Here is a 21,045-nt window from a genome sequence, read left to right on the forward strand (position 1 = left end):
CGGGTCACGGCGGCGGCGGCGGCTCCTCGGCCTGGGCGATGCAGTCGAGGAACGCGGCGCAGGTCGTGGTCGAGGTCGCGCAGCCGGGCCCGGCCTTGACGCCGGGCAGGCCCTGCAGCTCGGGGTTGCCGCGCTTGATCTCCCGGCAGAAGCCCTCGGACAGCTTGAGCGTGATCGCGCGCTCGCGCGCGGGGTAGCTGCCGCACTCGAACTCGCGCCGCGCGTAGACCGCGCAGTCGTCGGGCTCGCGGCCGCCGCACGCGGTGACCAGGACGGCGGCGAGGGCGGCGGCGCGGAGCGACATGTGCGGACGCTACCGCGGCGGTGCGCGGCGGTCACGATGAGGCGTCGCCGCGATCCCCGGCGTCGTCGCCGCGATCCCCGGCGTCGTCGCCGCGATCCCCGCCGGCGCGCGCCTTGGCGCCGCCCCCGCCGTCGCCGCCGCCCCCGCCGTCGCCGCCGCCCCCGCCGTCGCCGCCGCCCCCGCCGTCGCCGTCGCCGTCGCCGTCATCATCGCCGTCGTCGTCGGCGGACGCGTCGGTGCCGCGCAGGCCGTGGCGCGCCATCCACCGGTACACCTGCCGGCGATCCTTGCCGAAGAAGCGGCCGGCGGCGGTGACGTTACCGTCGACGTGGTCGAGCACCTCGCGCAGCTCGTCGGCGGTGGGCGTGCGGCCGCGATCGATGCGCGCCGCCAGCGGCGGCGGGCGCGGCGCGCCCTGCCCGGGCGCGCTGGCAGCGCGGCGCGGATGGCCTCGGGCAGGTGCGGCAGATCGATCGCCGGCGCGGCGCCGGCGAGGATCCGGGCCTGGTGCATGGCCTGCTCGACCTCGCGCACGTTGTAGGGCCAGTCGTGCAGCAGCAACGCCTCGGCGGCGTTGGCGGTGAGCGCGGTGTCGTCGCGGACGGCCAGGCGCAGGATGTCGTCGCGCCGGGTCCGCAGCGGCGGCACCCGCACGACCCAGCCGGCCAGGCGCGCGAACAGGTCGGCGCGGAAGCCGCCGTCGGCGGTGTCGACCGCGCGGTGGGTCGCGGCGACGATGCGCACGTCGACCTTGCGGGTGGCGCTCGCGCCGACCGCGCGGACCTCGCCGTCGACCAGCACCCGCAAGAGCTTGGCCTGCACCGGCGCTGGCAGCTCGCCGACCTCGTCGAGGAACAGCGTGCCCCGATCGGCGGCGACGAACAGGCCGTCGCTGCGCGTGGCGCCGGTGAACGCGCCGGCGACGCGCCCGAACAGCTCGCTCTCGGCCAGCTCGACCGGCAGGGCCGCGCAGTTGACCGCGACCCACGGGCCGGGCCGGCCGCTCTGGCGGTGCAGCTCCTCGGCGACCCGCTCCTTGCCGACGCCGGTCTCGCCCAGCACCAGCACCGGCAGCGCCCGCGGCGCCGCCAGCGCGATCTGGCCGCGCACGTGCTGCATCGCGAGGCTGCCGCCCCGGAGCCGCGGTGACTCCGGCAAGGGCGGCACCCCGGTCATGACCTCGTCGTCGCCGAACACCAGCAAGCTCTGGCCGAGCCGCAGGACCGCGCCGGCCTCGAGGCGGTGGCGCGTGACGCGGACGCCGTCGACGAACACCCCGTTGCGGCTGCCACAGTCGACGACGTCGACGCCGTCGTCGGCGACCAGCACGCGGGCGTGGACCCGCGAGCACTCGGGGTCGAGCAGCACCAGGCCGGGCCCGTCGAGCTCGCGGCCGAGCGCGAGGTCGTGGGTGACGGTGACGTGGGTGCGCGGCGCGGGCGTCGGCGTCGATACGACCACCAGCCGGCGCAGGCGTGTGGGCGTCGGCGGCGCGGCGCCGGCGCTGGTGATCGTGGGCGCGGTCATCGGGTCACCTTCGGGTCGAGCTCGAGCACGAGGCCGTCGGCGTCGCCGCGGCTGATCAGGTCGAAGCGGCCCGCCTGCAGCCGCCCGACGTAGTGGCCGCCGATCGCCAGCCGTCCGTCGGGGCCGGCGGCGATCCGCCGGAGGCGCTCGCCGCCGCGGCCACCGAGCTGCTCGAGGCCGAGCGCGCGCCCGGCGCCGTCGAGCTCGAGCACGAGCCCGTCCTCGCCGCCGCCGCTGCGGAGGCGGAGGTCGCCGACGCCGACCTCGTCGGTGAACTTGCCGACCACCCAGGCGTGCCCGCGGTCGTCGAGGGCGACGTCGCTGGGGTTGGCCATGCCCGGCCCGGTGACCGCGGTCGACCAGCGCTCGGCGCCGGTGCCGGGATCGAGGTCGGCGACCCAGGCGCCGAAGGGGCCCGCGGTCTCGTGGCGCACGCCGGCGAACGTCGCCTCGTAGCGGAAGTTGCCGGTCACCACCAGCCGCCCGGCGCGGGCCACGGCGCCCATCGCGGTCGCGGCCTGGGCGCTGTCGAATCGGTGGGTCCACGCGACCGCGCCGGTGCCGGCGTCGAGGGCGAGCACGACGCCATCGCCGATCGAGCGCGCGCCCAGCTCGAGGTCGCCGACGTAGGTGCCGCCCCAGACGATGCCGCTGACGAAGACCCGGGCGCCGTCGGTGGTGAGCCCGAAGATCCGGGCGGCCCGGCCCCGCGCCGCCACCAGCCACCGGCGTCGGCCGGCGCCGTCGAGCGCCAGCACGAACGGCGCGCGGGCGTCGAGCGTGCCGCCCGAGTCGGCGGCGATCGCGTCACCGCCGAAGGTGGTCGCGCCGCCGTACTCGCCGGCGACGTACACGTCGCCGGCCGCGTCGACCTCGACCGCCCGCGGCGCGCCGGCGTGGTGCGCGCCGAGGGCCAGCGCCCACTTGCGCGCCCCGGTGGCGCCGTCGAGGCGGATCACGAAGCCGTCGGCGTCCTGCGGCGGCCGCGGCAGCACCTGCCCGCCGACGTCGACCTCGTCGTAGTACCAGCCGACCGCGACGACGTCACCGTCGGGCGCGACCGCGACGTCGACGACCCGGGCGTCGTGGGCGCCGGCGGTGCGCCAGACCCAGCGCGGGCGGCCGCGGTCGTCGGTGCGCGCGACCCAGGCGCTGCGCTCGAGCGTCGGATCGCGGACCAGGCCGCGGCCCGCGAGCGTGCCGCCGGGCCCGGCGTAGCCGCCGAGCACGAGATCGCCGTGGCGGTGCCAGGCGACGGCGTTGACGTTGTCGCGGCCGACGCCGCCGACGGTGAACGCCAGCGGCACCCGGGCCCCGCGATCGCGGCGCGGGGCCGGGGCCGGGTGCGGGCGCAGCGCGACCGCGGCGGTGGCGGTCGACGCCGCGACGATCGCCAGGCCGACGCCGAGCGCGAGGGCGCGGGCCCGGCGCCGCGGTGGGGCCGCGGTCCGCAGGTGCGCCAGCGCGGTGGTGGCCGGGCGCGCGCCGGGGTCGAGGGCGGTGCACGCGTGGATGAAGTGGTCCCACCGCCGCGCGTCGCGGCCGCCGGCGGCGCCGACGCTCGGCACCGGTGCCGCGAGCCGGCCGAGGCCACGGCTGGTGACGTCGTCGGGGTGCTCGAACGGCAGGTGCCCGGTGAGCAGCTCGTAGGCGACCACGCCGAGCGCGTACACGTCGACCGCGGTCGTGACCCGGCGGCCGGTGAGCTGCTCCGGCGCCATGTACGCGGGCGTGCCGGCGAAGTCGGTGACGCTCTCGCGGGCGTCGTCCTGGTGGCGCGCCAGGCCGAAGTCGGTGATGACCGCGCGGCTCCCGGCGGCGTCGCGCGCGAGGATGACGTTGCCCGGCTTGAGGTCGCGATGGATCACGCCGGCGGCGTGGGCCGCGCCGAGCCCGGCGATCAGGTCGTCGAGGATCGCGCCGGCCTCGCTGGGATCGAGGGCGCCGCGGTGCAGGCGCTCGGCCAGGGTCTCGCCCGGCACCAGCTCCATCGTCACGAAGCGGCGCCCGGCGGCGTCGGCCGCGAGGTCGAACATCCGGCACACGTTGCGGTGGGCGATGGCCCGCGCCAGGGTCAGCTCGCGGTCGAGCCGGTCGGCGGCGGCGCCGCCGCGCTCGGCGGCCACGGTCTTGAGCGCGACCTCGAGCCCGAGGAGGCGATCGTGCGCGGCGTAGACCTCGCCCATGCCGCCGCGCCCGAGCAGGCGCACCACCTGGTAGCGTTCGGCGACGACCACGCCGCTGGTCAGCGCGGTGCCGACCGCCGTCGCTGGCGCGACCACGCGCACGACCGCCCCGCCATCGCTGGAGATGGTCGCCGCCCCGGGGTGTCCCGGTCCGCCCGCGGTCTGGTCAGGGTCCATCGCGATCGCACGACGCAGTATACCTGCGGTTCTTCCCGGCCGCGGGCCGGGCGGCTCACCCCGCCGGCGTCAGCGCTGGCCCGGGGCCGCGCACCAGTCGACGACCGCGGCCGCGGCGCCGGGCCGGGCCAGCGCGCGCATCGCCGCGGCCATCGTCGCGCGTCGGTCGGCGTCGTCGAGCAGCGGCGCGATCGCGGCGCCCAGCGCGGCGGCGGTGAGGTCGGCCTGCTTGTACGACAGCGCCGCGCCGGCGGTCGCCATCTCCCGGGCGTTGAGCTCCTGGTGGTTGTCCGCGGCGAACGGGTACGGGATGAAGATCGCGGGCTTGCCGGCGATGGCGAGCTCGGCGACGGTGGTGGCCCCGGCCCGGCACACGATCAGATCCGCGCGCTGGTACGCGCTGGCCATGTCCTTGATGAACGCCTTGACCTCGGCGGTGACGCCGGCGTCGCGGTAGCGCGCGGCGATCCGGGCCTCGTCGGCGGTGCCGGTCTGGTGGACGATCGTCAGCGGCCGCGCGCCGGCCAGCACGATCAGCGCCTGCGACGCCAGGTCGTTGACCGCGACCGCGCCCAGCGAGCCGCCGCTCACCAGCACCGCCAGCGGCGCGTCGGTCGGCCGCGGCGTCGCGCCGGCGGCCAGCAGCTTGGCGGCCAGCTCGCGCCGCACCGGGTTGCCGGTCATCGCGATCTTCTTGGCCTTGAAGAACCGGCGGCTCTCCTCGAACGACAGGAACACCCGGCGCACCACGCGGCCCAGGAGCTTGTTGGTGAAGCCGGGGATCGAGTTCTGCTCGCAGATCGCCGTCGGCACGCCGCGCAGGCGCGCCATCAGGACGACCGGCCCGGAGGCGTAGCCGCCGACGCCGACGACCGCGTCGGGCCTGAACCGCTTGACGATCCGGCGGGCCTGCCACAGCGCGCGCGGCAGCTTGAACAGGCCCTTGATCGCGCCGAGCGCGCCGACGGTCTTGAGGCCCGACACCTGGACCAGCGCCAGGTCCCAGCCGAGCTCGGGCAGCACCCGGGCCTCGATGCCGCGGGCGGTGCCGACGAACTGGACCGCGGCGTCGGGATCGCGCGCGCGGACCTCCTCGGCGATCGCGACGCCGGGGAACAGGTGGCCGCCGGTGCCACCGCCGGCGATGAGGACGCGCATGGCGGCGACGCTACCGCGGGCCGATCGCGCGCGGTAGTGCTGCGCAGGCGTCCGGTGGCAAGCGCTGGTCGAGGCCGGCCTGGTCGTGCGCCAGGTGTCGCGCGGTCGACCGCGTGGATGTCCCAGGTCGAGCCGGCCCGGGCCGTGGCCGAGCTCGGGTTCGCGCACCCGCCGCTCGACGCGTCCCTGGGCGCGCTCGCCGCCGAGCTGGGCACCGGCTGGCGCGCCGACCCGCCGCCCGGCTACGCGCAGCGCGATCGCGAGCGCCGCTGGCCGGCTGAGCGTCAGGCCGTCGTCGCCGCGGTCAGCGTGGCGGACCGCCGCCGCGGCGCGAGGCCCGCGGCCGGGCGCGATCCACGCGGCAGGGTCTCGCGTACGATGCGCATCGATGCAGGCCCCCTATGCGATCCGCGTGCTGGTCCTCGGCGGCGTCCTCAACCTGGTGCTGGCGTTCGTGCTCGGCTGGGTGCTGTCGATCAAGCGCATGAAGGAGCCGATGGCCAGGCACCACTGGCTCCTGGTGGCGCACACCGTGTCGCTGCAGGAGGGCCTGATGCTCCTGGGTCTGGGCTTCGCGATGTCGTTCGCGGTGCTCGGCAAGACGACGGCGGCGACCGGGGCGTGGCTGGTGGTGCTGGCGTCGGTGTTCCAGGACCTCTCTGGCGTGGTGAACTGGCTCAAGGGCACCGGCGATCAGTTCGCCGAGAAGTCGACCGGCTGGCTGCTCGCGTCGATCAACGCGGTGCTCAACACCGCGGGCCTGGCGATCATCGCCTACGGCGTGCTGCGCGGCGTGCTGTAGTCACCCCGGGAAGGCCTCGCGGAACGCGCGCGCGAGCAGATCCGCGACACCGAGGTCGCTGGCCCAACGCTCGAGGTACGCGCGATCGAGCGTCGCCCCCTGGACCCGGAATACGCCGAGGACATCCTGCCACTGGCGCTCCGACACGCCGTCCCCGAGACGATACCACTCGAGCTTGTGCAGGATGATGTCCTCCGCGGTGGTCAGCGGATAGACCCGGCGTTGGTGCTCGTCGAGGGTCGACGCCGTCGACCGGGCGAAGGCGGCCTGGTCGAACGGGCGATCCTTCAGGATGAACACGTCGACCTTCATCATCGTCGCGAGGTGGATCACGTTGAAGGACGAGCGCCGTCGGATCGCGTCGCGGATCATGTCGCCGTCGACGTAGTAGGCCTCACCGAGCCCTTCGACCAGCGCCTCGACGTGCCGTCCTGCGAGGTCGGCCACCAGGTCGATGTCGAACGTCGACCGGCCGATGCCGAGCGCCGAGCTCGCGATCGAGCCGCCGACGCGGTAGGCCACGCCGAGCGCTTCGAGCAGGTCGGCCACCGGCGCCAGCGCTTCGGCGAGGTCCGCGGTCATCGGCGCGCCGCGAGATGCTGGCGGAGGCGATCCGCCAGCTCCCGGCCGTAGTGGTGTTCGACCCACAGCAGCCGAACGCCCTCTTCGTCGAGCTCCGGATGCAGACGCGCGATGGTCCGCCGCGACGAGTCGATCAAGGCGGCCGAGAGTCGAAGAGCGAGCCCCGCCCGGCGCGAAGGTCCCGCCGCCCGGAGCAGCTCGAGCTGCTTGGCGGCCATGGCCGGGCTGGTGTCGGATGGCTGCACCTCGGCAGGATAGCAGGCGCGCCGCCAGTCACGGCCGGCGGCACAAGGTCGGGTAGCCGGCGTCGCAGCTGGTGTCGCGCCAGCCGCCGGCGGTGCCGGTGTCGAGCACCGCGCAGTTCTCCGAGGTGCCGCCGGTGGGCTCGCGGCCGGTGAAGCCGAGGTACGGCGCCGGCGCGCCGCGGGCGTCGACCCAGGTGTCCTCGACGGCGGCGTCGGTCAGCCCGAGCCACACGTCGGCCGAGCCGAGCTCGCGGCGCACCACCCGCGCCAGCACCGCGGCCTCGGCGGCGCTGGCCGGCACGAGCAGCGCGCCGCCGCCGGTCGCGCACGCCGCGGCGGCGCTCGGCTGATCGATCGCCGCCGGGCACAGCCGCCAGGTGGCGCCGCCGTCGGCGGCGGTGGCGACGATCGTGCGGCACTCGGGGCGGCAGGTGGCGTCGCAGCCGTCGCCGTCGGCGGTGCCGCCGTCGTCGCACTGCTCGGTGACGTGGACCACGCCGTCGCCGCACCGCGGGGCCGCGGCCGCGCCGCGCAGCAGCGCCGCGCGCCACGCCAGCTGGGCCTTCACCACCGGGGCCTCGCGGGTCAAGGTCGCGATGTCGCCGACGGTGAAGTCGTCGTCGACCGCCAGCGCGCCGACCAGCGCCACGACGCCGTCGACGTGGGCGGCCAGGGCGTCGTCGTCGAGCGCGCCGCCGGGCGCCGCCGCCGCGGCCAGCTGCTGATCGAGCGCAGCCGCGAGCGCCGGGATCGCGCGGATGCGCGCCGCCAGCCGCGCCGCCGGCGGGTAGTCGGGCTCGAGCGCCGGGTTGCCCAGGATCACGTCCTGGCCGTGGGGCAGGAGCACGAAGCGGTCGGTGTCGGGGCGGTGGTAGAGGTAGTAGTTGTTGCGGCCGAGCGCGAAGCCGTCCTCGGCCGCCAGCGCCAGCTCGGCGGCGATGAAGCGCGTGGCCTCGTCGAGATCGATCAGCGCGCCGACCGCGGTCGCGAACCCGGCGTCGCTCGCGCCGACCACGGCGGCCGCCGCGGCCTCGAGATCGGCGCGGCTGCGCCCGGCCGGATCCTTGAGATCCATGCCGTCGGGGTCGACCGCGAAGTCGGCCGACGGCGACTCGTAGAGGTTGCCGCCGCCGCTGGTCGCGCCGTAGCGATCGCGCAGGAACTCCTTGTCGACCGGCTCGACCGCGACGTACAGGCCGCGCGGCTCGCCGTTGAGGATCAGCCGCGCCATCGCGGTGCGGTGGGCAGGCACGCCGGCGCGGCGGAACACCTCGTAGGCGACGTGCTCGTGGAGCAGGCTGGGGTCCTGCAGCGCATTGTCGAGCGCCATCTTGTCGAACGGCCCGAGCTTCTGCCCCGCGACCAGCTCGTCGAACTTGATCGAGAACGCCGGCTTGCCGACGACCGCGTCGACCGAGCCGCCGCTGCCCTTCTTGCGGCACGCCGACCGCGCCAGCAGCGCGCCGTCCCAGCGCACGTCGCACGGCACCCGCACCGTGGGATCGGTGTCGAACGTGTCGACGTCGGCCGGCGCGATGTCGATCGCGACCGCGTGCAGCACCGCCGGATCCAGCGGCGCGGCCGGGCCGCCGCCGTCCGGGCCGCCGTCGCGCGCGCCACCGTCCGGGCCGTCGCGGCCGTCGCCGCCGCACGCCGCGAGTGCCGCGACCACACCGACCAGCACAGACCAGGTCCGCACCCCCGCAATCTACGCGCGGCCGGGTCGGCGTCACCGCGGCGCATCGTCGCGCGCGCTCGGGGTCATGACCCACCGCCTGACCGTCGCCGGGGCCGACGCCGCCCGCGCCGGGCGCTCCCTACGCGACCACGACGCGGACGCGCTGCGGCTTCTTGCGCGCGTAGTCGGGGTTGACCAGCTCGCGCGTCGGCACCGGCGGCGGCCGGCGGCGCCCGACGTTGAGGATCAGGCCGACCAGGAACATCGTGACGATCAGCGAGGTGCCGCCGTAGCTGACCAGCGGCAGGGTGATGCCCTTGTTGGGGACGACGCCGAACACGACGCCGGCGTTGAGCAGCGCCTGCAGGCCGAACATCGCGGTGATGCCGAACGCCAGGTAGCCGCCGAAGGTGTCGCGCGCGCCCAGCGCCGCGCGCACGCCGCGCCAGACCAGCACCATGAACAGGCCCAGCACGACCGCGACGCCGATGAAGCCGAGCTCCTCGCCGATCGGCGCCAGGATGAAGTCGTTGTGGCCCTCGGGCATGTAGCCGAGCGACTGGCGCGAGTTGCCCAGGCCCAGCCCCGACAGCCCGCCCGAGCCGAGCGACACGTGGGCCTGCACCATCTGGTAGGCCTCGCGATCGCTGAACGCCTCGGGGTTGAAGTAGGCCATGAACCGGCGCATGCGCCAGGGCGTGCCGACGACGAGCTGGTACGCGACCGGCAGCGCCGCGAGCACCGCGAGCACGATGTACGAGACCCGGGCGCCGGCGACGAACAGCATCATCAGCGTGGTCGTGCCGAGGATGATCGACGAGCCCAGGTCGGGCTGCATCAGCAAGAGGCCCATCATCAGCGCGCACACGACCAGGTGCGGCACGAAGCCGATCGTGAAGGTCTTCACCTTGTCGGCCTTCTTCTGCAGGCTGTGCGACAGGTAGACGATCAGCGCCAGCTTGGCGAGCTCGACCGGCTGGAACGACAGCGGCCCGAGCAGGAGCCAGCGCTTGGCGCCGTTGAGCGACGGCATCGCCAGGGTCGCGCCCAGCGCGAGCAGCGCGCAGGCCAGGAGCGAGTAGGCGCGGTTGCGCAGCCGGCGGTAGTCGATGTGGGCCGCGGCGAACATCGCGAACGCGCCCAGCGCCAGGAACACGATCTGGCGCTTGAGGAAGAACGCCGGGTCGCCGTGGCGGGCCATGGCCTCGGCCGCGGTCGCCGCGTAGATCTCGATCGTGCCGACCCCGAGCAGCGCCAGGATCGTCCCGACCAGCACGAGGTCGTAGGGGCGCTCGCTGACGTCGGCGATCGCCGCCTGCGCCGCCAGCGGCGGGGCCCGCTCGACCGGAGGCTCGGACACGAGGGTGGCAGGCAGCACGGAGGTCAGGCCATCGTGCCGACTGGCGCGCGCGGGGCAACTTTTCGGCGGCGCGGGCGTGACGACGCCGCGGCGGCGCGGCGGCCTACTCGTGCATCGCCGGGCCGTCGGGCCAGCGCGTGATCAGGTGGCCGTTGGGCGGCCCCGGCGGGCTGCTCGTGCATCGGGGCCCTCGGGCCAGCGCGTGATCAGGTGGCCGGGGGGGGCGGTGCGCGCTACTCGTGCATCGCGGGCTCTGGGCCAGCGCGTGATCAGCTGCCGTCGGCGGGCGACCCGGCGGCGCTACTCGTGCATGGCGGGGCCGTCGGGCCAGCGCTTGATCAGGTGGCCGTTGGGCGGGCCGGGCGGCTCGAGGTAGGCGCGGCGGTGCTGCATCGTGCGGCCGGGGTTGCTGTTGGCGATGAACCGGCTCTCGCCCATCGTCCACGGCTCGCGGTACGCGCCGGCGCGCGCGTCGACGGCGCGGAAGTACGCGCGCGTGGCCTCGGCCGACATCGCGACCCGGGTGATCCGGTTGATCGCGCCCTGGGCCCGGTCGTAGGCGTCGAGCGGCAGCGCGCCGTCGGCCGCGAGCGCCGCGTGCCACGCCACGACCTCGGGGTCGGCGCCGCGCAGCTCGGGCGACAGCACCTCGAGCATCGCGTGCACGGTGGTGTGGAACGGCGCGATCGCGGTGGCGATCGCCCGGGGCACCGGCTGGTACGGGCACCGGATCTCGACGACGCGCGGCTTGGTCGGGCCCGCGCAGCCGTCGTGGTGGTACAGCTCGCTCGGGCTGAGCCGGCCGCGGCTCGAGCGCCCGCGGACCTCGGCGTGGGTGGCGTCGGCGCCGCCGACGTTCCTGCACACCACGAGCCCGGCGTCGTCGATCAGCGCCAGGAACGCGGCCCGGTGATCCGGCGTCAGCAGCACGAGGTCGACGTAGTCGGCCGGCGCCGCGACCTCGGGCTGATCGTGGACCAGCCCGTCGAGGATCACGCCCAGGCCGGTCCAGTCAGACCAGCGCGGACGCCAGGGGCCGAAGCGGAGCTCGGGCGGACGCATCGCGGCGCAGCGGAATCTACACCCCGCGGCCCGCGCGCGTCACCGCCGCGTGATCACCGCGCCGCCGGGCAGGCCGGTGTAGACGTCGTCGGGCAAGAGCCCCATCCACGGATGGCGGGCCGGGGGGGGGGGGCCCCCCGGGGGCCCGGGGGGGGGGGGGGGGGGGGGGGGGGGGGGGGGGGGGGGGGGGGGGGCGCGGCGGGGGGGGGGGCCCCGGGGGGGGGGGGGGGGTGGGGGGGGGGGGGGGGGGGGGGGGGGGCGGGGGGGGGGGCGGGGGGGGGGGGGGGGGGGGCCCGGGGGGGGGGGGGGGGGGGGGGGGGGGGGGCGGCGGGGGGGGGGGGGGGGGGCGGGGGGCGGGGGGGGGGGGGGGGGGGGGGGGGGGGGGGGGGGGGGGGGGGGGGGGGGGGGGGGGGGGGGGGGGGGGGGGGGGGGGGGGGGGGGGGGGCGGGGGGGGGGGGGGGGGGGGCGGCGGGCCCCGGGGGGGGGGGCGGGGCGGGGGGGGGGGGGGGGGGGGGGGGGGGGGGGGGGGGGGGGGGGGGGGGGGGGGGGGGGGGGGGGGGGGGGGCGGCGGGGGGGGGGGGGGGGGGGGGGGGGGGGGGGGGGGGGGGGGGGGCGGGCGGGGGGGGGGGGGGGGGGGGGGGGGGGGGGGGGGGGGGGGGGGGGGGGGGGGGGGGGGGGGGGGGGGGGGGGGGGGGGGGGGGGCGGGCGGGGGGGGGGGCGGGGGGGGGGGGGGGGGGGGGGGGGGGGGGGGGGGGGGGGGGGGGGGGGGGGGGGGGGGGGGGGGGGGGGGGGGGGGGGGGGGGGGGGGGGGGCGGCGGGGGGGGGGGGGGGGGGGGGGGGGGGGGGGGGGGGGGGGGGGGGGGGGGGGGGGGGGGGGGGGGGGGGGCGGGGGGGGGGGGGGGGGGGGGGGGGGGGGGGGGGGGGGGGGGGGGGGGGGGGGGGGGGCAGGTGCATGCGTCCGTGATACGCGCGCCGCGGCGCGATCCGCGTCAGGCGTGCGTAAGGTCCGGCTCAGCCCTTGGCCTGCCGGATCAGCCGCACGTACGCCTCGGACGCGCGCACCGCCAGCTCGCACAGCTCGTCGATGACCGCGCCCTCGAACCGATCGCCGCGCGGGTGGGCGTAGATCAGGTTGACCGCGCGCTGCCGCACCGCGACCGGCGCCACCGCGACCTCGGCCGCCGGCGCGACCTCGAGGAACTCCCACAGCGCGCGCTCGGTCGGCTGCGCCGCCGCGGGCGGTCGGCCGCGGAACGGGCGCAGATCGTCGTTGGCGCACTGCAGCGCCGACGAGCCGCCGATCGGCAGCGCCAGCTCGGCGATCGGCCGCGCCAGCGGGCGCTCGGTGAACGCGCGCCAGCCCAGGGCGTTGCCGTCGCGCACCAGGAACAGCACCAGCGCCGGGAAGCGGCCGTCGGCGAACTCGAGCAGCGTCGCCGCGATCTCGTCGCGGTGGTGGGCCGCGTCGATCCGATCGCACGCCTCGGCGAACGCGACCTTCGGCGGCGCCGGCGGTGGCGGCGCCGGCACCGCGACGTTGCCGCTCTTGCGGCGCGGCTCGAGCCGCACCGGCGGCGGCGTCACGATGCCCCCGGCCGGCTGGGTGCGGCGCCGATCGGGGTTGCTCGTGCTCTTGCGGGTGCCGGGCCGGACGAACCGGGCCTGGCGCGGCAGGCCGTAGTGCTTCTCGAGGTAGTAGAGCGCGCGCAGCTCCGACACGATGTACGGCGTGATCGCCATGCCGGTCTGGTCGGCGAGCTGATCGATCGCGTGGTCGTCCTTGGGATCGATCATCGCCACCGCCAGCGCGTCGACGAACGGCGGCAGCTGCCCGAGCGGGATCACGCCCAGGGTGGCGGCGGTGCGCGCGCTGATCAGGTTGATCGCCTCGGCCGGGGCGCCGTCGAGCAGCGCCCGGGTCGCCGACGGGATCTGGTACAGCTCGCCGAGCTGATCGCCGAGCGCGTCGATGTCGAGGTAGCCGAGCTCGACCAGGTTGGTCCCCAGGCGCCCGCCGTAGAGGACCTGCGTCCGCAGCCCGCTCTCGAGCTGCGATAGCGAGATCGCTGCGTTGCGCAGCAGCAGCGTGCCCAGTTTCATCGAAGGGGCGAGCGTCGCTCGCCGACCGCCTGGGCGTCAAGTCGTGGCGTAGCGGGTCGGGTCGTCGACGCCGGCGTCGGCGAAGCCCTTGCGCCGCAGGTGGCAGGCGTCGCAGCGCCCGCACGCGAGCTCGCCGATCGGGTCGTAGCAGGAGTGGGTCAGCGCGTAGTCGACGCCCAGGCGCCGGCCGGTGGCGATGATCTCGGCCTTGGTCATCGCGATCAGCGGCGCGCGCACCTGGAACCCGCCGGCGCGGGTCGCGACGTCGGTCAGGGCCTGGAACGCGTCGATGAACACCGGGCGGCAGTCGGGGTAGCCGCTCGCGTCGAGGACGTTGACGCCGACCCAGAGCTCCTCGGCGCCGAGCGACTCGGCCCACGCCAGCGCCAGCGCCAGCAGGATCGTGTTGCGGGCCGGCACGTACGTGAGCGGCACGTCGCCGGGCGCGCCGATCTCGTCGAGCGAGCGATCCTTGGGCACCGCCAGATCGGGGCTGGTCAGGGCCGAGCGGGCCAGCGGCGCGAGGTCGAGCTCGAGCACGCGGTGTTCGGCGACGCCGAGCGCCTGCGCGACCCGGGTCGCGGCCGCGAGCTCGCAGGCGTGGAGCTGACCGTAGCGGACGGTCAGGGCGTAGCAGGTCCGGCCCTCGGCGAGGGCGATGGCGAGGGCGGTGGTCGAGTCGAGCCCGCCCGACAGAAGCACGACAGCTGCTGGCACCGCTCCCTTGTAGCACCGGCGCGACGCTGTAGGCTCGGCCTGTGACGCAAGCGCGCGATCGCGCGACCGCCGTGGCGCCGTGGCTGGCGCTGGCCGCGCTCGTGGCGTGGTCGGCGTGGCACCGCTGGCAGGTCCTGACCGCGTCGCCGCACCCGGTCGGGATCGACGGCTACTACTACGCGATCCAGGTCCGCGCGCTGCTCGAGCGCGGCGAGCTGGCCTACCCGGCCGCGCCGCTGACGTTCTACCTGATGGCGCTCGTGGCGCGGTTCGCCGATGTGATCACCAGCGTCAAGCTGGTGGCCGCGCTCGCCGGCGCCCTGGCGGCGGTGCCCGCGTTCGGGATCGGGCGGCGCCTCGGCGGGGTCGCGGGCGGGCTGGCGGCGGCGGTCGTGGTCGCGACCAGCGGCGGCTCGTTCTATCTGTCCCTGGAATTCGTGAAGAACGGCGTGGGGTTGGCGGTCGCGCTCGGCGCGATCTGGCTGGGCCTGGCGGCGCTCGAGCGGCCCAGCCGGGCCCGCGTCGCGGCGGCGGCGCTGGCGGCGCTGGCGGCGGTCCTGACCCACAAGATGGCCGCGGCGCTGGTGCTGGCGGTGCTCGCGCCGGCGGTCGTCGTCGAGCTGCGGGCGCGCCTGGGCGCGCGCCGGGCCACGCGGTCGCTGGCGATCGGCGTCGCGGCGCTGGCCGTGGCGGCGCTGGCGCTCGGGACGCTGGCGCCGGATCGCTTCGTCGCCGGCCGCGATCTCGCCGAGCTGGGCGACGCGCTCGGCGGCGAGGCGCAGTGGCACCTGCCGGCGATGCACGTGCCGCACCGCGGCCGCGCGGCGTTCGAGCTGCGCTTCGGCGATCAGACGCCGATCGCGGTGGCGCTGGCGCTGGCGGTGATCGCCCTCGCGATCGCCGCGGGGCGCGTGCGCGGGCTGCCGCGGTGGGCGGCGCGGCCGGCCGACCGCGCGGCGACGTGGGGCGCGGTCGCGGTCGTGCTCGTGACCGCGATCCCGGTGCTCGCGATCGGGGATCCCGACGGCATCGGCTTCCGGCTGCGGGTCGCGGTGTTCGCGCCGGCGGCGCTGGTCGCGGCGGCGGTGATCGGGCGCGCGCTCGCCGGCCGCCCGCGCTGGATCGCGCTGGCGGTCGTGGTGCCGGCGCTGCTGGTGCGGGTCGCCGTCGTCGAGCCCGAGCCGCGCGAGGGCGTGGTCTACGCCCACCCGGCGATGGTCGCGGCGATGGTCGCGCTGCCGGGGCGCCTGCCCGCCGACGCCGTCGTGATCACGTCCGAGCGTCACCTCGGCTTCATGGTCGCGTGGTACGCGCGCCTGCCGGTGCGGCTGCGGCCCGATCCGGTGCCGGCGCCCCGACGGTGGCGCCTGCTCGCGGGCAACGTCATCGGCCTGGGCTCTGCGCTGGATCGCGCGCTGCGGGCCGCGCACGATCAGCCCGGCATGGTGCCGCCGCTGGGCCTGCACCCGCGCGATCCCAGCGGGCTGGTGCTCGTGCCCGACGCGACCTGGGCCTGGGTGCTCACCCAGGTGCCGGAGCCGATGGCGCGCTACTGGCGCCGGTGGCCGACCCGCTGACGCGCTGACGCGCTGACCCGCTGACCCGCTGACCCGCTGACCCGGGCCGGCGGCCGCGGCCTGCTGGAAGTTCCGACTTCGGTTCCGGCTCTCCGGCTCCGGCTCCCACCTCGCCAGTGCGACGTCCCGGGACAGCCGCCGCACCGATGCCTCGACACATCGCACGAGCCAGCACCGGTCCGCTTGCAATCCGCGAGACTTGCATGAAGATCCCCGCCATGCAGCTCGCCCGATTGATGACCGCCGCGGTCCTGGCGTCCGCGACGCTCGCCGCGTGCAACCCCGAGGTGCCGAAGACGACGTTCGTCTACGGCGAGAAGCGCGGCACGTTGACCTCCAACGGCCTGCGGTTCGTGATCATGCCCGATCGCACGACGTCGCTGGTCGAGGTCGACGTGCGCTACGAGGTCGGCTCGCGCGAGGACCCGCAGGGCAAGGCCGGCATCGCGCACCTCGTGGAGCACATGATGTTCCAGCAGAAGCCGGACGGGCCCGACACCCAGCCGCTGATGCACTCGATCGGGGCGCTGACCAGCTTCTTCAACGCCTACACCAACTGGGACACGACCCACTACATGATGCAGGGGCGGTCCGAGCGCCTCGACGATCTGGTCAAGATCGAGGCGATGCGGATGCACTTCCGCTGCAAGACCATCAGCGAGGACGAGTTCCTGCGCGAGCGCGAGGTCGTGCGCAACGAGATCCGGCAGCGCGGGGGCACGCCCGAGGGCCGCATCCCCGACATGATCCTCGAGCAGGTCTACCCCAAGCAGCACGCCTACGCGCGGATGATCGGTGGCGACGACGCCAACCTGACCAACATCACGCTCCAGGACGTCTGCGACTTCATGGACAACTACTACACGCCCGACCGCGCGACCGTGATCGTCGCCGGCGGCGTCGACGTCGAGGCCGCGACCGCGTCGATCACCAAGTGGTTCGGCGGGCTCGAGAAGCGCGCCGGCGCGCCCCGGGTCGAGGTCGAGCCGGTGACCTCGGTCACCGCCGGCCGCGCCGACTACGAGCTCGACATCGAGCGCCCGTACGTGGTCGTGGCGTGGCCGCTGCCGGCCGCGAACACCCCCGAGGGCCGCGCCGTGCGCTACGGCATCAACCGCGTGTTCTTCGAGACCGCGGGCCAGGCCTTCGACTACAACTTCGCCTACAGCGTCGATCCGATCGTCCTGGGCGGCGAGCTGGCGCCGGTGTTCGGCGTGATCGTCGAGCTCAAGGGCATCGACAAGATGGGCGAGGCGCTCGAGTTCGTGAAGAAGGCGGCGGCCAAGGCCCACCGCAACTTCGACGACGCCAACTGGCAGCAGACCGAGGACTTCAAGGCCCGCACCGCGGCCGGGTTCCTGCGCCAGCTCGAGACCCTGCCGGCCCGGACGACCTCGCTGGGCGACGCGATCCAGTTCGACACCGAGACCGAGTTCGCGTCGCAGGACCTGTACCTGATCAAGCAGCTCGAGCGCATCCAGAAGTTCGACGGCGGCCTGATCGAGCGCGCGACCAAGAAGACGCTCGACTGGGATCGCGCCAAGGTCATCGTGTTCAAGGCCAGCAAGTCCGGCATCCACGGCGACAAGCGCTCGAAGGTCACGTTCCAGACCAAGAGCCACGACAAGCGCGAGATCCCCGAGGTCGACCCGCGCGAGGCCAAGGTGCCGCTCAAGGTCGCGGCCGACATGCCGGTGTTCGATCGGGTCGAGCGCTACCAGCTCGGCAACGGCATGAACGTCATCCTCTTGCCGATCGAGTCGCCGATGCCGCTGGTGTCGACGATGCTCGTGTTCAACGTCGGCGACGCCCACTCGGGCTCGGTGCCGGGCATGGCCGACGCCGCGGCCAGCTTCCTGAGCCCGGCGCTCGACAGCGACGCGCTCCAGCGCCTCGGCATCGGCATCCAGGCCTTCACCGTCAACGACCACACCTTCTTCGCCGCCGGCGGCCTCGACATCTACATGGGCCCGATGCTCAAGGGCCTCGAGCGCCTGATCAAGGCCGGCGTCTACAGCCAGGAGCAGGTCGAGGGCTGGCGCAAGCAGCTCAAGGAGCGGTTCAAGCGCAAGGACTACCAGGTCGAGGTCGAGTACCAGCGCCAGGTCCTGACCGCGCTCTACGGCGCCGATCACCCGTACACCAAGAACGCGGTGCTCACGCCCGGGTCGGCCGACGGCATCGGCCAGGATCGCCTGTCGTCGTTCCGCAGCACCCACTACTCGGCCGGCAACGCGACCTTGATCGTCGTCGGCAAGTTCGATCCGGCCAAGGCCCGCGGGACGATCTCGTCGAACTTCGGCAGCTGGAGCAAGGGCCACGTCGATCAGCCCATCGACGCCACCGCGCGGACCCGCACCGGCCCCGAGTTCGTCGGCGTGGTCGGCGTCGAGAACCCCCAGGTCACGGTCACGATCGGCTACCCGGCCCCGGCCGGGGTCGGCGCCGAGGAGGCCGCGCGGCGCGTGCTGACCGAGATGCTCAACATCCGCATGGGCGACATCCGGTTCAAGCTCGGCGCCACGTACGGCACCTACGCGCGTCGGCAGGCCCAGATCGGGCCGTCGGCCTACACCATGGGCGGCAACGTCGACGCCCCGCGCGCCGGCGAGGCCATCAAGGCCATGCGCGACGGCGTCGAGATGCTGCGCACCGGCGCGACCTTCGACATCGACTTCGTGCGCGCCCGCCGCGCGCTGATCGAGGACCTGCTGGCGCAGTCGACGGTGTCGAGCGAGCTGGCCCAGCGCCTGGCGACGATCGCGCGCTTCAACCTGAAGCCCGACTACTACAAGCAGCTGGTCAAGCAGATCGCCGCGGTGTCGCCGGCCCAGGTCAAGCTGCTCATGGGCAGGGAGCTCGATCCCGCGGGCGAGGTCGTCGTGTGCCAGGGCGACCGGCCGTCGCTCGAGAAGGCGTTCGCCGACGCCGGCATCGATCAGGTCAAGCTGATCGAGCCCGACTACAAGTGACGCGCGCGGCGGTCACGGCGTGAGCCGGGCCGCCAGCGTCTGACAGCGGGCGGCGACGGCGGCGAGGTAGGGGCGCTGGGTGAGCGCGGGCGGCGGCGCCTGGCACGGCCGGGTGGTGGCGAAGGCCATCATCGGCCCGACCCGCGCGGCCAGCACCGGCGCGATCGTCGCCGCGCGATCGGGGCGCTCGAGCAGCGCGCCCATGGCCTCGACGCGGACCCGCAGCGGCAGCTGGGCGCCGTCGATGACGAGCGGGTACAGCGTCGCGTCGGGCAGGGCGGTCAGGGCGCGGCCGAGGTACGGCGCCAGCGGCTCGGTGCGCGCGTCGTCGCGGCGGGCGATCGCCAGCACCTGGGCGCGGGCGCGGGCGTTGCCGCGGTGGGCGGCGATCACCAGCGCGGGGCCGATGACCGCGGCCGGCAGGGCGGCGCCGCGGCGCCACGACGCGACCGTGCGGCGGGCCCAGCGGACGGCGGCCCGGTCGTCGCCGGCGACGCCGGCCAGCTCGAGCGCGCGGGCGCGGGCGTCGGCGCGGGCGTCGGGCTCGGCGGCGATGGCGGCGCGGCCGAGGTGGGCCAGCGCGCGATCGGTGGCGGCGTGCAGCACGCGGGCGAGCGCCGGGCGCGCGCGGTCGGCGCTGGCGGCGTCGACGATCCCGAGCCAGGGCGCGGCCGCGGCCAGCGCGCCGGCGTCGCCGGTGGCGATCGCGGCGGTCAGCGTCGCCACCAGATCGTCGCGGGTCGCGGTCCCGGCGACGACGCCATCGACGACGGCCTCGAGCGCGCTGACGCGCTCGGCGGGCGTGAGCGGCGCGACGGCGAGCGCCGCCCAGTCGCCCCCGACCAGCTGCCAGCGGTAGTAGCCGTCGCCGCCGGCGTCGGCGGTCAGCCAGGCCGGGCAGGTGGCGCCGAGCTCGATCGTCGCAACGTCGTCGACGACCGCGCACGCGCGGCCACCGCTCCAGCGCACGCACACCGGCGTGACCCGATGATCGGTGGCGGTCACGCGCACCAGCGCCCGGCCCGGCAGGCACAGGCGCTCGGCGACGACGGCCGGCGCGCCGGCGCGGGTGAGCCCGTCGGTGGCGACCGCGGCGATCGGGAGCTCGGGCGCCAGGCGCGCCAGCTCGGCGATCAGATCGTCGCTGTCGACGACCTGGCCGGCGTGGCGGTCGAGGTACGCGCCCAGCGCCGCGCGCACCGGCGCGTCGCCCAGCCACGCCGCCCACGCGTGCATCAGCGCCGCGCCCTTCTGGTAGGTGAGGCCGTCGAGCAGCGCGCGCGGGTGCGCGATCGTCGCCGGCCGCAGCGCGTGGGCGAGGTCGGCCTGGTCCTCGGCGATCACCTCGAGCCGGTCGAGCACGTGATCGGTGGCCGCGCGGGTCGGGGTCGGCAGCTCGCGCAGCACCCGATCGGACATCCAGGTCGCGAGGCCCTCGTTGAGCCACAGCTCGCGCCAGGTCCGCGGCGTGACCACGGTGCCGAACCACGCGTGCGCGACCTCGTGCGCGAGCACCAGCGCCACGAGCGCGCGCTCGTCGGCGTGGACCGCGCCGGTGGCGATGCTGGCGGCGATCGTGATCAGCCCCGGGTTCTCCATCGCGCCGCTCAGCGACGGCACCACGATCACGTCGAGCTTGGGCCAGGGCCACGGCCGCCCCAGCCACCGGGTCGAGGTCGTGACGATCGGTCCGAGCACCGCGCGGGCCTGCTCGACGTGGGCCAGCGCCGGCGGCGCGATCAGCCGCGCGGGCACCGGCGCGCCGGGCACGTCGACGGCGGTGAACCGACCGGCCGCGACCGCGACCAGGTAGGTCGGCAGCGGCGGCGTCGGCTCGAACTGGTGCACCAGCCAGTCGCCCTCGCGGGTCGTCCCGGTGGTCGGCATGTTCGCGTAGGCCGCGACCCCGTCGGGCGTGCGCACCACCACCGCGAACGGCGTCCGCCAGCGCGGCTCGTCGAAGCACGGGAAGGCGGCGCGGGCGTCGGCCGGCTCGAAGTCGGAGTAGACGAAGCGATCGTCGCCGCTGCGCTGCGCGAAGATGCCGACGCGATCGCCGTAGGGCGCGCTGAACTCGAGCCGCAGCGTCAGCGCGCCGGTGGCGGCGGCGGGGAGCCCGAGGCCGAGCAGGCTCTCGCGGGTGGTGCGGGGCGGGCCGGGGCGGGCCTGGGTCAGCGCCCCGAGCGTGGTCGTGCCCCGGCGCGCGGTGGCGGCGTCGACGGTGATGCGGCGGTCGGCGTGCAGCCAGATCGCGCGGGTCGGGCGCGCGAGCGTGACGTCGATCTCGACGACGCCGGCGTAGGTCGTGGCGGAGGGATCGAGCGCGAGGTCGAGCCGGTAGGCGACCGGGGTGACGTCGTCGTCGAGCGTGACCGCGGGCGGCGGCCCGAGCCCGACGTCGGGCGCCGGCGCCGGCACCGGCGGGGGCTGCGGCGTCACGACCGGCGCGGTCGCGGGCCGGGGCGCGGCGGCGGGGCCACACGCGACCGCGGCGATCGCGACCAGCGCAAGCGGCGTCCGGCAGGCGAGCACGCCCGAGCTTCGCAGGTCCGCCGCCGGCGCGGCTACCGGATGCGCGCGCGGTTGCGGTAATAGTGA

The 21,045-nt window shown here is 76.2% G+C and carries 15 protein-coding genes; 3 read left to right on the forward strand and 12 right to left on the reverse strand.

What is annotated here, in order from left to right; translation table 11 throughout:
- Positions 1 to 4: 4 nt before the first annotated feature.
- The 4 genes from IPL61_28910 to murG all read right to left on the reverse strand — a co-directional run bounded on the left by IPL61_28910 (position 5) and on the right by murG (position 5,352).
- The gene (locus IPL61_28910; GenBank protein ID MBK9035230.1) at positions 5 to 304 is read right to left on the reverse strand and encodes a hypothetical protein; all 300 of its coding nucleotides are present in this window, start codon (positions 302 to 304) and stop codon (positions 5 to 7) included.
- A 9-nt stretch (positions 305 to 313) separates the two neighbouring features.
- On the reverse strand, positions 314 to 1,831 hold the full coding sequence (locus IPL61_28915) for a sigma 54-interacting transcriptional regulator (GenBank protein ID MBK9035231.1): 1,518 nt from the start codon (positions 1,829 to 1,831) through the stop codon (positions 314 to 316).
- Positions 1,828 to 4,113 (reverse strand): protein kinase, encoded by a 2,286-nt coding sequence (locus IPL61_28920; GenBank protein MBK9035232.1) that lies wholly within the window; start codon positions 4,111 to 4,113, stop codon positions 1,828 to 1,830. Before IPL61_28920 ends, IPL61_28915 begins: the two co-directional genes overlap by 4 nt.
- A 150-nt stretch (positions 4,114 to 4,263) precedes the next feature.
- Positions 4,264 to 5,352 carry an undecaprenyldiphospho-muramoylpentapeptide beta-N-acetylglucosaminyltransferase gene (gene murG / locus IPL61_28925; protein MBK9035233.1) on the reverse strand — a complete coding sequence of 363 codons (1,089 nt, stop codon included), beginning with the start codon at positions 5,350 to 5,352 and terminating at the stop codon, positions 4,264 to 4,266.
- Between the two features lie 388 nt (positions 5,353 to 5,740).
- Here murG and IPL61_28930 point away from each other — a divergent pair, with 388 nt between their 5' ends.
- Entirely contained in the window at positions 5,741 to 6,154 is a 414-nt protein-coding gene (locus tag IPL61_28930) for a hypothetical protein (GenBank protein ID MBK9035234.1), read from the forward strand.
- On the opposite strand, the gene IPL61_28935 is transcribed toward IPL61_28930, so the two are convergent.
- The 7 genes from IPL61_28935 to queC all read right to left on the reverse strand — a co-directional run bounded on the left by IPL61_28935 (position 6,155) and on the right by queC (position 13,898).
- Complete coding sequence (locus tag IPL61_28935; GenBank protein ID MBK9035235.1) at positions 6,155 to 6,736, reverse strand: hypothetical protein; 582 nt, start codon at positions 6,734 to 6,736, stop codon at positions 6,155 to 6,157.
- Positions 6,733 to 6,981 carry a hypothetical protein gene (locus IPL61_28940; protein MBK9035236.1) on the reverse strand — a complete coding sequence of 83 codons (249 nt, stop codon included), beginning with the start codon at positions 6,979 to 6,981 and terminating at the stop codon, positions 6,733 to 6,735. The genes IPL61_28935 and IPL61_28940 overlap by 4 nt, the downstream gene beginning before the upstream one ends.
- Before the next feature lie 28 nt (positions 6,982 to 7,009).
- Entirely contained in the window at positions 7,010 to 8,680 is a 1,671-nt protein-coding gene (locus IPL61_28945; GenBank protein ID MBK9035237.1) for a CotH kinase family protein, read from the reverse strand.
- Positions 8,681 to 8,798: 118 nt separating this feature from the next.
- Complete coding sequence (gene ftsW, locus IPL61_28950; protein ID MBK9035238.1) at positions 8,799 to 10,037, reverse strand: putative lipid II flippase FtsW; 1,239 nt, start codon at positions 10,035 to 10,037, stop codon at positions 8,799 to 8,801.
- Positions 10,038 to 10,319: 282 nt separating this feature from the next.
- Positions 10,320 to 11,081: a hypothetical protein gene (locus tag IPL61_28955; GenBank protein MBK9035239.1), complete on the reverse strand. Its 762-nt coding sequence runs from the start codon at positions 11,079 to 11,081 to the stop codon at positions 10,320 to 10,322.
- Positions 11,082 to 12,092: 1,011 nt separating this feature from the next.
- Positions 12,093 to 13,181 (reverse strand): hypothetical protein, encoded by a 1,089-nt coding sequence (locus IPL61_28960; protein ID MBK9035240.1) that lies wholly within the window; start codon positions 13,179 to 13,181, stop codon positions 12,093 to 12,095.
- 36 nt (positions 13,182 to 13,217) lie between these two features.
- On the reverse strand, positions 13,218 to 13,898 hold the full coding sequence (queC, locus tag IPL61_28965; protein ID MBK9035241.1) for a 7-cyano-7-deazaguanine synthase QueC: 681 nt from the start codon (positions 13,896 to 13,898) through the stop codon (positions 13,218 to 13,220).
- 41 nt (positions 13,899 to 13,939) lie between these two features.
- Here queC and IPL61_28970 point away from each other — a divergent pair, with 41 nt between their 5' ends.
- Together IPL61_28970 and IPL61_28975 are read left to right on the forward strand one after the other, a co-directional pair.
- Positions 13,940 to 15,475 (forward strand): glycosyltransferase family 39 protein, encoded by a 1,536-nt coding sequence (locus IPL61_28970; protein MBK9035242.1) that lies wholly within the window; start codon positions 13,940 to 13,942, stop codon positions 15,473 to 15,475.
- Positions 15,476 to 15,678: 203 nt separating this feature from the next.
- On the forward strand, positions 15,679 to 18,447 hold the full coding sequence (locus IPL61_28975) for an insulinase family protein (GenBank protein MBK9035243.1): 2,769 nt from the start codon (positions 15,679 to 15,681) through the stop codon (positions 18,445 to 18,447).
- Positions 18,448 to 18,459: 12 nt separating this feature from the next.
- Here IPL61_28975 and IPL61_28980 read toward each other — a convergent pair whose 3' ends face one another.
- Positions 18,460 to 20,979 carry a hypothetical protein gene (locus tag IPL61_28980; protein ID MBK9035244.1) on the reverse strand — a complete coding sequence of 840 codons (2,520 nt, stop codon included), beginning with the start codon at positions 20,977 to 20,979 and terminating at the stop codon, positions 18,460 to 18,462.
- Positions 20,980 to 21,045 lie beyond the last annotated feature (66 nt).

The organism is Myxococcales bacterium (assembly GCA_016717005.1).
Taxonomy (GTDB): Bacteria; Myxococcota_A; Polyangia; order Haliangiales; family Haliangiaceae; genus UBA2376.

What these genes read in the sequence shown, in the direction of transcription:
- IPL61_28910 (MBK9035230.1), bottom strand. Translation starts at nt 304, where the DNA reads ATGTCGCTCCGCGCCGCCGCCCTCGCCGCCGTCCTGGTCACCGCGTGC.
- IPL61_28915 (MBK9035231.1), bottom strand. Translation starts at nt 1,831, where the DNA reads ATGACCGCGCCCACGATCACCAGCGCCGGCGCCGCGCCGCCGACGCCC.
- murG (MBK9035233.1), bottom strand. Translation starts at nt 5,352, where the DNA reads ATGCGCGTCCTCATCGCCGGCGGTGGCACCGGCGGCCACCTGTTCCCC.
- IPL61_28930 (MBK9035234.1), top strand. Translation starts at nt 5,741, where the DNA reads ATGCAGGCCCCCTATGCGATCCGCGTGCTGGTCCTCGGCGGCGTCCTC.
- IPL61_28935 (MBK9035235.1), bottom strand. Translation starts at nt 6,736, where the DNA reads ATGACCGCGGACCTCGCCGAAGCGCTGGCGCCGGTGGCCGACCTGCTC.
- IPL61_28955 (MBK9035239.1), bottom strand. Translation starts at nt 11,081, where the DNA reads ATGCGTCCGCCCGAGCTCCGCTTCGGCCCCTGGCGTCCGCGCTGGTCT.
- IPL61_28960 (MBK9035240.1), bottom strand. Translation starts at nt 13,181, where the DNA reads ATGAAACTGGGCACGCTGCTGCTGCGCAACGCAGCGATCTCGCTATCG.
- IPL61_28975 (MBK9035243.1), top strand. Translation starts at nt 15,679, where the DNA reads ATGAAGATCCCCGCCATGCAGCTCGCCCGATTGATGACCGCCGCGGTC.